We start from the raw sequence: 11,123 nt of genomic DNA on the forward strand, positions 1-11,123 counted from the left end.
GGGACCGGGGGCGGGGGTCAGGGCTGGAGCACGACCCGGCCGGCGACCCGGCCGGCGAGGACGTCGTCCACCGCGTCGTTGATGTCGTCCAGCTTGCGGGTCTCGTAGACGACCCGGGTACGGCCGGCGGCGTGCAGCGCGAAGACCTCGGCCAGGTCGGCGCGGGTGCCGACGATCGAGCCGAGCACCGTGATGCCCTTGAGCACCGTCTCGAAGACGGGCAGGGTGATCGCGTTGTCGGCGGGCAGCGACACCAGCACCAGCCGGCCGCCGCGGCGCAGCGAGCGGTGCGCCTGCTCGATCACGCGAGGGCTCGCGGCGAGCACGATCGCCACGTCCACGCCGCCCAGCGCGGTGATCCGCTCGACCGGGTCGGTGGTGGCGGCGTCGACCGTGTGCGCGGCGCCGAGCGAGGTGGCCAGTTCCAGCTTCTCGGCGGTCACGTCCACCGCGACCGTCTCGGCGCCGAAGATCTGCGCGTACTGCTGGGCGAGGTGCCCCAGGCCGCCGATGCCGAAGATCGCGACCCGCTCGCCCGGCCGCACCCCGGCGACCTTGACGGCCTTGTACGTGGTGACGCCCGCGCAGGTCAGCGGCGCGGCCTCGAACGGGTCCACGCCGTCGGGCACGCGTACCGCGTACCGGGCGGCGGCGACCGCGTACTCGGCGTGCGCGCCGTCGATGCTGTAGCCGGTGTTGCGCTGCGACTCGCACAGCGTCTCCCAGCCGGTCACGCAGTACTTGCAGGTGCCGCAGGCCCAGCCCAGCCAGGGCAACGCGACGCGGTCGCCGACGGCGTGCTCGGTGACGCCGGGGCCGACCCGCTCGACCAGGCCGACGCCCTCGTGACCGGGGACGAACGGCGGGGTGGGCTTCACCGGCCACTCGCCGCGGGCGGCGTGGATGTCGGTGTGGCAGAGTCCGCTGGCTTCGATGCGGACCAGGATCTCGCCCGGGCCGACCTCCGGCACGGGACGCTCGGTGATCTCCATCGGACGGTCGAACGCGGTGACGACACTGGCGCGCATCGGGGGCCTCCCTCTCTCGTTCTCCCCCTCAGCGTCGTCCACCCGCGAGAATCCGGGCAGGGGCGCAGGACCGCGGTGACCCGGGACCAACGGCCCCTCCCGGACCGGAACGGCGGTACGGCCGCCGGTGACGTACCGGCGGCCGTACCCCTGGGGTGCTCAGCGGTCGACGACCAGGCGGCGGGCCCGCAGCAGGCGCGCCCACCAGGGCCTGTGGTCCGGGCGCAGCCGAGGCGCCGGCACGCCGCGCAGGCTGACCCATCCGCCCGGCCCCATGGTGACGGTGCCGACCGACGGCGGGCGGCGCCGCGACCAGACCGCCACGGCGGCGGTGAGCGCGGCCACCGCGAACGCGCCGGTGGCGGCGGCGACCAACTGGTCGGGTTCGACCACGCGGCGGTAGCGGACCCGGCCGCCGGCCGCGACGAACACGCCGACCGGGCGGCCGTCGCGGTTCACCGGCACCAGCGCGGCGTCCCCGGGCAGCTCCAGCACCGGGCCGACCGGCCCGGCCGGGGCGGGGACGGGCGTCGCGGCCTGCCGCGGCGCGGGCCGGGGGAGCGGCGTGACAGCCGGTCCGGTCGGGTTGAAGATGGCGGTCATGGTGCTGCCCTCCTAGCGGGAGTCGGACTTCTCGGTGCGGGCCTCGACGGCGGCCCGGCCGGCGGCCAGCCGCGCCACCGGCACCCGGTACGGCGAGCAGGAGACGTAGTCGAGCCCGGCGTCGGCGAAGAACCCGATCGAGTCCGGATCGCCGCCGTGCTCACCGCAGACGCCGATGGTCAGGTCCGGCCGGGCCGCCCGCCCCTCGGCGACGGCGAGGCGGACCAGCCGGCCCACGCCGGTGGCGTCGATGCTCTCGAACGGCGACACCGGGAAGATCCCCCGTTCCAGGTACGTGGAGAAGAATGCGCCCTCCACGTCGTCCCGGGAGAACGCCCAGGTCATCTGCGTCAGGTCGTTGGTGCCGAAGGAGAAGAAGTGCGCCTCGGCGGCGATGTCCCCGGCGGTCAGCGCCGCCCGGGGCGTTTCGATCATGGTGCCGACCGGGATGTCCGGTGCGTCGGGCACCTCGGCCAGCACCCGCCGTGCCTCGTCCGCCACCGCGGCGAGTTCCCGCACGTCACCGACCAGCGGCACCATGATCTCCGGGCGTGGGTCACCGCCGGCCCGGACCCGCTGCGCGGCCGCCTCGGCCAGCGCCCGCACCTGCATCGCGAACAGGCCCGGCACCACCAGTCCGAGCCGTACGCCCCGCAGCCCCAGCATCGGGTTCGTCTCGTGCATCCGGCGCACCGCCGTCAGCAGCACGCCGTCGTGGCCCGGTTCCTCGCCGCGTGCCTGCGCGCCCGCCACCCGGGCGGTCAGCTCGGCGAGCGGAGGCAGGAACTCGTGCAGCGGCGGGTCGAGCAGCCGGACGGTGACCGGCAGCCCGTCCATAGCGGTGAGCAGCCCGAGGAAGTCGGCCCGCTGCAACGGCAGCAGCTCGTCCAGCGCGGCGCCGACCTCGGCCGGGCCGTCGGCCAGGATCAGCCGCTCGACCAGTTCCCGGCGCTCGCCGAGGAACATGTGCTCGGTGCGGCACAGCCCGATCCCGGCGGCGCCCAGCTCGCGGGCCCGGCGGGCGTCGTCCGGGGTGTCCGCGTTGGCACGGACGCCGAGCGTGCGGACCGCGTCGGCGTGGCCGAGCAGCCGGTGCACGGCGGCGACCAGCGGGTCGGCCTCCGGCCGCAGCTCGCCGGTCAGGTACCGGGCCACCGGCGACGGCTGCACCGGCACCTCGCCGAGCCAGATCCGTCCGCTGGTGCCGTCGATCGAGATCACGTCGCCGGCGCGCACCACCTGCTCGCCCACCGTGAACTCGCCGCGCTCGACGTCGATGACCAGCGCCTCGGCGCCGCACACGCAGGTCCGGCCCATGCCCCGGGCCACCACGGCGGCGTGCGAGGTCTTCCCGCCGCGCGAGGTGAGCACCCCGGCCGCGGCGATCATGCCGGGCAGGTCGTCCGGGTTGGTCTCCGGCCGGACCAGGATCACCGGTCCGTCGGCCGCCGCCGCGGCGGCGGAGTCGAAGACCACCCGGCCGACCGCGGCGCCGGGCGAGGCGCCGACGCCGACCGCGAGCGGCTCGGGCGCGCCGGCGGCGTCGAAGGCCGGGAACATCAGCTGGGCGAGCTGCGCCCCGCTGACCCGGGTGAGCGCCTCGTCGGCCGTGATCAGGCCCTCCTCGGCCAGTTGCGCGGCGATCACGAACGCCGCCGCCGCGGTGCGCTTGCCGACCCGGGTCTGCAGCATCCACAGCCGGCCGCGCTCGATGGTGAACTCGACGTCGCACAGGTCGCGGTAGTGCCGCTCCAGCGTCGCCATGATCTCCCGCAGCCGGTGGAAGCTCGCCGGGTCCAGCCGCTCCAGGTCGGTCAGCGGCACCGTGTTGCGGATGCCCGCCACCACGTCCTCGCCCTGCGCGTCGGTCAGGTAGTCGCCGTACACGCCGGGGGCGCCGGTGGCCGGGTCGCGGGTGAACGCCACACCGGTGCCGGAGTCCGGGCCGAGGTTGCCGAACACCATCGCCATCACGTTGACGGCGGTGCCCAGGTCGTCCGGGATGCGCTCCTGCCGCCGGTAGATCCGGGCCCGCTCCGAGTGCCAGGACTCGAACACCGCGCGCACGGCCAGGAACAGCTGCTCGTGCGGGGCCTGCGGGAAGTCGTGCCCGACGTGCCGGACGAAGATCTTCTTGTACGTCTCGACCAGGTCGCGCAACTGCCCGGCGCCCGGACCGTCCGGCCCGGCGGTGGCCCGCAGCGCGGCCAGCTCGTGCTCGAACTCGTCGGCCGGGATGCCGTGCACGGTCCGGCCGAACATCTGGATCAGCCGCCGGTACGAGTCCCAGGCGAACCGCTCGTCACCGGTGCGGGCGGCCAGCCCGGCCACGGTGGTGTCGTTGAGCCCGATGTCGAGGATCGTCTCCATCATCCCCGGCATCGAGTACCGCCCGCCGGAACGCACCGCCAGCAGCAGCGGGTCACGCGGGTCGCCCAGCCACCGGTCCAGCCGCGCCTCCACCTCCCGCAGGTGCGCGTTGATCTCCTCGTACAGGCCGTCCGGCGGCGCGCCGGTGGCCAGGTACGCCCGGCACGCGTCGGTGGTGACGGTGAACCCGGGCGGCACCGGCAACCCGAGCCGGGTCATCTCGGCGAGGTTCGCGCCCTTGCCGCCGAGCAGGTCGGCCCGGCTGCGGTCACCCTCGATGAAGTCGTAGACGTACTTCGACATGGTCCGGCCTCCTCGACTGCGTCGTTCCACCTCCTTGGTAACCGGGCCGGGCGGCGGCGCGGCAGGGCCGGACGGGACACACACCGGGCCGGAGGTCCCGAGAGTGTCGGTGGGTGCCCGTATCGTTCCGGCCGTGACGAACGAGGTGCTGCTCCGCCCGGTGCGCGACGACGACCTGCCCGCCTTCTTCGCCCACGAGCAGGACCCGCAGGCGAACTGGATGGCCGCGTTCGGCCCGAAGGACCCGTCCGACCGGGCCGCGTTCGACGCGCACTGGGCGCGCATCCGCGCCGACGAGCGGATCGTCAACCGCGCCGTCACCGTCGACGGCCGGTTGGTCGGGCGGGTCGCCGCGTTCCCGGTCGGCGAGCAGACCGAGGTCAGCTACTGGATCGACGCGGCGCACTGGGGGCGGGGCCACGCCACCGCCGCGCTGCGCGCGCTGCTGCGCGAGGTGCCGCACCGGCCGCTGCACGCCCGCGCCGCGAAGGACAACGCCGCCTCGCTCGCGGTGCTGCGCAAGTGCGGCTTCGTCGTGGTCGGCGAGGACTCCGGGTACGCCCCGTCGCGCGGCACCGAGGTCGAGGAGTACGTGCTGGAGCTGCCCGCCGAGGGGTCTGACCAGGCAGACCGCTAGTCTCCCCGGGGTGAACTGGCTGGAACTCACCGGCTGGGCCGGCTCCGCGCTGCTGGTCTGGTCCCTGCTGCAGACCCGGATCCTGCGGCTGCGCGCGCTCAACCTCGTCGGCTGCCTCATCCTGATCGGCTACAACACCGCGGTGCAGGTCTGGCCGATGGTGGGGCTGAACGTGGTCCTCGCCGTGATCAACGTGTGGTACCTGCGCAAATTGCTGGCCACCCGGCACGACGAGCAGACCTACCAGGTGGTCGAGGTGGGCACCGGCGACGCCTTCCTGGCGCACACGCTGCGGGTGCACGCCGCCGACATCGCCCGGTTCAACCCCGGCTTCCACTGGGACCCGGCCGCCGCCGACCGCTCGGCGTTCCTTGTGGTACGCGCCGACGAGGTGGTCGGCGTGATGCTCTCGCACGCCGAACCGGGCGGTGTGGCCCAGGTCGACCTGGACTACGTGACCCCGCCGTTCCGCGACTTCACCCCGGGTGAGTTCGTCTACCGGCGCAGCCGCCTGTTCACCGACCGGGGTTTCCGCCGGGTGGTCAGCCCGCCCGGCATGATCGCCCCCTACTACCACCGGCTCGGGTTCCGCCCCGAGGGCGGCGCGTACGTGCTCGACCTGCCCGTACCGGCCTGAACCGGGCTCCGGCGGGCGACGCCCGGGGCCGGTCATGATTCGGCGGCGGGCCCGCGGGGCAACACAGGGGCCACGCCGACCGGATCTACCGGCCGGCGAGTCGGCCATCGGCCGACCCGGATCGGGCCGAGGGAGATAACCGGTCGTGCAGAGCTACTGGAGCCAGCTTGCCCTGGTCGGTGTGCTGGTGATCCTCAACGCGGTGTTCGCCGGCAGCGAGATGGCCCTGGTCTCCCTGCGCGACAGCCAGGTGCAGCGGCTGGAGCGCAGCAGCCGCGGCGGGCGCACCCTCGCCCGTCTCGCGAAGGACCCGAACCGGTTCCTGGCCACGATCCAGATCGGCATCACACTCGCCGGCTTCCTCGCCTCCGCCGCCGCGGCGGTCTCCCTGGCCAAGCCGCTCGTCCCGCTGCTGGGCGTCTTCGGCAACGCCGCCGAGACCGTCGCCATCGTCGCGGTCACGCTGGTGCTCACGTTCGTCACGCTCGTCTTCGGTGAGCTGGCTCCGAAGCGGATCGCCATGCAGTCGGCCGAGCGGTGGGCGCTGCTGGTGGCCCGCCCGCTGGACGTGCTGTCCAGCATCACCCGGCCCGCCGTCTGGCTGCTGGGCGCGACCACCGACCTGGTGGTACGCCTGTTCGGCCTGGACCCGAAGGCCGAGCCGGACGAGATCGGCCCGGACGAGCTGCGCGACATCGTGGCCGGCAACCACGGCTTCACCAAGGAACAGCGAACGATCATCGCCGGCGCGGTGGAGATCGCCGACCGGCAGTTGCGGGCTGTGCTCGTACCCCGGTTGCAGGTCTTCACGCTCGACAGCGGCACCACGGCGGAGGCCGCCCGGCTCGTCCTGGCGGCGACCGGCCATTCCCGGGCGCCGGTGGTGCGCCACGGCGGCCTGGACGAGGCGGTGGGCGTGATCCACCTGCGGGACCTGGTCGGCGTCTCCGACGACCGGCCGGTCGACGAGATCGCCCGCCCGCCGATGCTGCTGCCCGACTCGCTGCCGGTGGTCGACGCGCTGCGCCAGTTCAAGGCCGAGCGCCAGCACATCGCGCTCGTGGTCGACGAGCGCGGCGCGGTCGACGGGATCGTGACGCTGGAGGACATCCTGGAGGAGATCGTCGGCGAGATCTACGACGAGACCGACCGGGACCTGCGCGCCGTGCGCACCGAGGCCGACGGCACGCTGGTGCTGCCCGGCACGTTCCCGGTGCACGACCTGACCGACCTCGGCGTGGAGCTGCCGAACCGGCCCGCCGGCGACTACACGACTGTCGCCGGGCTGGTGCTGATCTGCCTCGGGCACATCCCGACGGTGGCGGGGGAGCAGGTGACCGTGGACGGCTGGGAGCTGTCGGTGGCCGGCGTCGACCAGCGGGCCATCACCGAGGTGCACGTGCGCCGCCGCGGCCACGGCGAGCACTCGGCGGACGACGACGCGGCGACCGGCAGCCCGGGCGACGACGCGGCCGATCCGGCCGACGCCCCCGAACTCGACGACGCCCGCCGCTGACCGGCGCCGGGCAGTCGCCTCACCGGCGTCCGGAGCTGCCTGGCGCGCCTGCCTGGCGCCCCGGCGTCCGCCGCCCGGTTCAGCGGCCTGCGGCCGGCGGGCCGAACGGGAAACCGGGCACCGGCGGAATCAGCTGCACCGCGTCGGCGGGCAGCTGACGGGTGCTCCGCCCGACCAGCCGGGCCACCACCCGCAGCAGCCACGGCCCGGACGGGTGCAGCTCGGGGCCGATCAGCCTGCTGATCACCCGGGTCCACCAGTGCCCGGCGACGATCACGTCGGTGATCCGCAGCCGGTCCGGCGGCCACCCGCCCCGCACCACCACGTCCACCACCCGGCCCAGCCGCCGCCCGTGCAGGTCGTACGCGGTGCGGCCGAGCAGCTCACCCGCTCGCACGGCCGGACCCCGGAATGCGTTCGATCAGGTGCCGGCGCAGCCACGCCTCCACCGGCGACGGCGGCAGGTCCGCCGCCGGGCAGCGCAGCCGCACCGCGCTGTCCACGCGGGCGACCTGCGACAGCGGTACGCGCAACGGCGGCACCGGCGGGTCGTCGGTGAACCGGTCCGCCACCGCCACCAGCAGCCGCCCGACCCGCCCGCCGATCCGCTGCCCGAGCGCGCCCTGCCCGGTGAGCAGGCAGTCCACGTACGGGTAGCCCTCGTCGTCGACGGCGAACGCGATGTCGTCGACCCGCCCGACCAGCCGCCCGTCCACGTCGACGATCTGCCGGTCGAGCAGCCGCTTGGCGAGCTGAACCCTCATGGCCCCATCCCCGTCATGATCGCCAGTGGGATCGCCGCCACCGAGGCCGCGACGATGAGCAGCAGGAACACCGCGCCGAGCAGGTTCATCCACCGCCCGTTGACCCGGTCGCCGAGGTACCCGCGGTCGTTGGCGACCACCAGGATCGGCAGGTACGTCAGCGGCAGCACCACCGCGCTCAGCACCAGCATGTACTCGGTGAGCCGCACCGGGTCCACCGTCGTCATCAGCATCACCACACCGAGCAGCAGACCGACGAGCAGCACGCTGTGGAACCGGGCCGCCTCCCGGGGGCGGACCCGCTTGCCCCACTGCCACCCGAAGTACTGCGCCGCCGCGTACGCCGCCGACAGCCCGGTCTCCAGCGCCGCCCCGAACGTCACCGCGAAGAACGCCAGCACCGCGGCGGCCAGGCCGGCGCCGCCGAGCGCCGTCGCCACCGGCCGCGCCACCTCGTCGAGAGTGCTCAACGTCGCCTCGGACGGGTGGTAGGCCACCGTCGCCACGGCAACCAGCGACAACGCCAGGAACCCGCCCACCGGGAAGCCGATCAGCACGTTCGAGCGGGCCCGCGCCAGGTCCGCCGCGCTCCACCGCTCCTCCACGCCGCCGGAGGAGAAGAAGAACACCTCGTACGGGCTCACCGTCGAGGCGAACAACGCCACCGCCACGAACCAGTACAGCGGCCAGCCGTGCCCGGACGCGCTGACCTGCCACACGCCCTGCCCGAGTGCCGGCCAGTCGGTCGGCAGCGCCACCAGCGCGACAGCGAACACCAGCAGCGCCAGCCCGGCCAGCCCGAAGATCCGCTCCATCAGCTCGAACCGCAGCCGCCACAGCACCAGCCAGACCGCCAGTGCCGCGAGCGGCACCCAGAACAGGTGGCTCAGCCGGGTCGCCAGTTGCAGCGCCAGCGCCACCCCGCCCAGCTCCGCGGCGAGCGTGACCACAGTGACGAGCCACGACGCGACCAGGTTGAGCAGCGCAACGCGTGGCCCGAGCCGCTCCCGGACCAGGTCGAACACCGCCCGTCCGCTCACCGCTGCGATCCGGCCGGCCATCTCCGCGTACGCGCAGATGCCGACCACGCCGACCAGCAGCACCCAGGTGTGGGCCATGCCGAACAGCGCGCCGGCCTGACTGGCCGCCACCAGGTCACCGATGTCGACGAAACCGCCGACTGCCGACAGCACGCCGAGCGTGGCGGCGAACAGCTTCCTCACGTCGGGTCGGGAGCGGACGATCTCACCGAGGCGACGATATCGGCGTCAGTGCCCCTTTTCGGGCTGAATCGGCCAGCCCGCGGCTGTCAGGCGGCGGTGAGGTTCTGCAGCCGCACCTGACCGCGCGCCACCAACCGGCTGTCGGCGTCGGTGATCTCCACGAGCCAGAGCTGCTGGCTGCGGCCCCGGTGCACCGGCGTGCCGACAGCGGTCAGCTCGCCGTCACGCACCGCGCGCAGGAAGTCGGTCTGGTTCGACACCCCGACGACGTTGCCCTTGTCGCCCAGCCAGAGCGCGCCGCCGATGCTGGCCGCCGTCTCCACCACCGAGCAGTAGACCCCGCCGTGCTGGATCCCGTACGGCTGGTGCAGCTCCGGGCGCACCTTCCAGCGGATCACCACCCGGTCCCCGCTGACCTCGTCGAACGTCAGGCCCAGCAGGGCCACGAAGCCACCGGTCAGGTTCGGCATGTCCACCGCGGTTCCTCCTCGCGTTCGACGGCGCCGCCAGCCTAGTCGGCCGCACCTCGGCAAACCCGGTACGGGCCGGGCCCGGTCATGGGGGAGAATCGGTGACCGTGACCGACAGCAACCTCCCGCAGGGGCGGGACTCCCTGACCGACGACCTGCTGTGGCGGGGCCTGATCCAGGACTCGACCGGCCTCGACGAACTGCGCGAGCTGCTCGACGGCGGGAGCACCACCTTCTACGTGGGCTTCGATCCCACCGCGCCGAGCCTGCACATCGGCAACCTGATGCAGGTCGTCATGGCCCGCCGGCTCCAGCAGGCCGGGCACCGGCCGCTGCTGCTCGTCGGTGGCGCCACCGGGCAGATCGGCGACCCGAAGGAGAGCGCGGAGCGGACGCTGAACCCACCCGAGGTGATCGCCGGCTGGGTGGAGCGCATCCGCGAGCAGCTCTCGCCGTTCGTCACGTACACCGGGGAGAACGCGGCGCAACTGGTCAACAACCTGGACTGGACCGGCGAGATGTCGGTGGTCGAGTTCCTCCGGGACGTCGGCAAGCACTTCCCGGTGAACAAGATGCTCGCCCGCGAGGTGGTCAAGGCGCGGCTGGAGACGGGCATCAGCTACACCGAGTTCAGCTACCAGCTCCTCCAGGCCAACGACTACTTCGAGCTGCACCGCCGGCACGGCTGCCGGCTCCAGTACGGCGGCTCCGATCAGTGGGGCAACATCACCGCCGGGGTGGACTACATCCGGCGGCGCGGCGCCGGGCCGGTGGAGGCGTTCACCACGCCGCTGGTCACCAAGGCCGACGGCACGAAGTTCGGCAAGAGCGAGACCGGCACGGTCTGGCTCGACCCGCAGATGACCAGCCCGTACGCGTTCTACCAGTTCTGGGTCAACGCCGACGACCGCGACGTCAGCCGCTACCTGCGGTACTTCAGCTTCCGCTCCCGTGAGGAGCTGGAGGAGCTGGAGAAGGCGACAGCGGAGCGCCCGCAGGCGCGCCTGGCCCAGCGGGCGCTCGCCGAGGAGCTGACCACGCTGGTGCACGGCGAGCGGGAGATGGCCCAGGCGGTCGCCGCGAGCCAGGCGCTGTTCGGGCGCGGCTCGCTCGACGAGCTGGCCCCGGAGACGCTGCGCGCCGCGCTGACCGAGGCCGGCCTGGTGCACCTCGACGAGCTGCCGGACGTGGCCGGCCTGCTCAAGGAGTCGGGCCTGGTGTCGAGCATGAAGGAGGCACGGCGGGTGATCGCCGAGGGTGGCGCGTACGTCAACAACACGCGTATCTCCGAGGTGGACGCCACCGTGTCGGCGGGCGACCTGCTGCACGGCCGGTACCTCGTGCTGCGCCGGGGCAAGCGCTCGTTCGCGGGCGTCGAGCTGCGCGGATAGCCGCCTGTCGACTGTGTGACGCGGGACGCGCCCAGCGGATTTGACGATCACTCCGCTGGGCGCGTAACTTTCTCTCTGCCAGCGCGGAACGGACGAAACAGGGCGAAAGACCTGGAAGGCCGGAGCGCAGGACCTGAGAACCGGGTGGTGCCCCGGATTCGCCGGGAGGCGGATTTGGCGA

11 protein-coding genes are annotated in these 11,123 nt (G+C 73.6%); 4 read left to right on the forward strand and 7 right to left on the reverse strand.

Annotated elements, in window-relative coordinates; genetic code table 11:
- Positions 1-17 precede the first annotated feature (17 nt).
- The 3 genes from adhP to ppdK all read right to left on the reverse strand — a co-directional run bounded on the left by adhP (position 18) and on the right by ppdK (position 4,304).
- Positions 18-1,028 (reverse strand): alcohol dehydrogenase AdhP, encoded by a 1,011-nt coding sequence (gene adhP, locus CLT75_RS03590; RefSeq protein WP_135239464.1) that lies wholly within the window; start codon positions 1,026-1,028, stop codon positions 18-20.
- A gap of 159 nt (positions 1,029-1,187) precedes the next feature.
- Positions 1,188-1,631 carry a hypothetical protein gene (locus CLT75_RS03595; RefSeq protein WP_135239465.1) on the reverse strand — a complete coding sequence of 148 codons (444 nt, stop codon included), beginning with the start codon at positions 1,629-1,631 and terminating at the stop codon, positions 1,188-1,190.
- Positions 1,632-1,643: 12 nt separating this feature from the next.
- Positions 1,644-4,304 (reverse strand): pyruvate, phosphate dikinase, encoded by a 2,661-nt coding sequence (gene ppdK, locus CLT75_RS03600; protein ID WP_135239466.1) that lies wholly within the window; start codon positions 4,302-4,304, stop codon positions 1,644-1,646.
- Positions 4,305-4,437: 133 nt separating this feature from the next.
- On the opposite strand from ppdK, the gene CLT75_RS03605 reads away from it, so the two are divergent.
- The 3 genes from CLT75_RS03605 (at position 4,438) to CLT75_RS03615 (ending at position 7,094) form a co-directional block, all read left to right on the forward strand.
- Positions 4,438-4,941 carry a GNAT family N-acetyltransferase gene (locus CLT75_RS03605; protein WP_135239467.1) on the forward strand — a complete coding sequence of 168 codons (504 nt, stop codon included), beginning with the start codon at positions 4,438-4,440 and terminating at the stop codon, positions 4,939-4,941.
- 10 nt (positions 4,942-4,951) lie between these two features.
- The gene (locus CLT75_RS03610; protein ID WP_135239468.1) at positions 4,952-5,578 is read left to right on the forward strand and encodes a hypothetical protein; all 627 of its coding nucleotides are present in this window, start codon (positions 4,952-4,954) and stop codon (positions 5,576-5,578) included.
- 145 nt (positions 5,579-5,723) lie between these two features.
- Entirely contained in the window at positions 5,724-7,094 is a 1,371-nt protein-coding gene (locus CLT75_RS03615; protein ID WP_135239469.1) for a hemolysin family protein, read from the forward strand.
- Between the two features lie 79 nt (positions 7,095-7,173).
- Here CLT75_RS03615 and CLT75_RS03620 read toward each other — a convergent pair whose 3' ends face one another.
- The 4 genes from CLT75_RS03620 to CLT75_RS03635 all read right to left on the reverse strand — a co-directional run bounded on the left by CLT75_RS03620 (position 7,174) and on the right by CLT75_RS03635 (position 9,557).
- Complete coding sequence (locus CLT75_RS03620; protein ID WP_135239470.1) at positions 7,174-7,491, reverse strand: PRC-barrel domain containing protein; 318 nt, start codon at positions 7,489-7,491, stop codon at positions 7,174-7,176.
- Positions 7,478-7,858: a hypothetical protein gene (locus CLT75_RS03625; protein ID WP_135239471.1), complete on the reverse strand. Its 381-nt coding sequence runs from the start codon at positions 7,856-7,858 to the stop codon at positions 7,478-7,480. Before CLT75_RS03625 ends, CLT75_RS03620 begins: the two co-directional genes overlap by 14 nt.
- Entirely contained in the window at positions 7,855-9,081 is a 1,227-nt protein-coding gene (locus CLT75_RS03630) for a divalent metal cation transporter (RefSeq protein WP_135239472.1), read from the reverse strand. Before CLT75_RS03630 ends, CLT75_RS03625 begins: the two co-directional genes overlap by 4 nt.
- Positions 9,082-9,167: 86 nt before the next feature.
- Complete coding sequence (locus CLT75_RS03635; protein ID WP_030502439.1) at positions 9,168-9,557, reverse strand: PaaI family thioesterase; 390 nt, start codon at positions 9,555-9,557, stop codon at positions 9,168-9,170.
- Positions 9,558-9,658: 101 nt separating this feature from the next.
- Between CLT75_RS03635 and tyrS the strand changes: the two genes are divergently transcribed.
- Complete coding sequence (gene tyrS / locus CLT75_RS03640; RefSeq protein WP_135243893.1) at positions 9,659-10,942, forward strand: tyrosine--tRNA ligase; 1,284 nt, start codon at positions 9,659-9,661, stop codon at positions 10,940-10,942.
- Positions 10,943-11,123 lie beyond the last annotated feature (181 nt).

It is taken from the genome of Micromonospora sp. CNZ285, assembly GCF_004637285.1.

Bases quoted from the DNA above. Each gene is read 5' to 3' on its own strand.
- CLT75_RS03595 (WP_135239465.1), bottom strand. From the start codon at position 1,631: ATGACCGCCATCTTCAACCCGACCGGACCGGCTGTCACGCCGCTCCCC.
- ppdK (WP_135239466.1), bottom strand. From the start codon at position 4,304: ATGTCGAAGTACGTCTACGACTTCATCGAGGGTGACCGCAGCCGGGCC.
- adhP (WP_135239464.1), bottom strand. From the start codon at position 1,028: ATGCGCGCCAGTGTCGTCACCGCGTTCGACCGTCCGATGGAGATCACC.
- CLT75_RS03625 (WP_135239471.1), bottom strand. From the start codon at position 7,858: ATGAGGGTTCAGCTCGCCAAGCGGCTGCTCGACCGGCAGATCGTCGAC.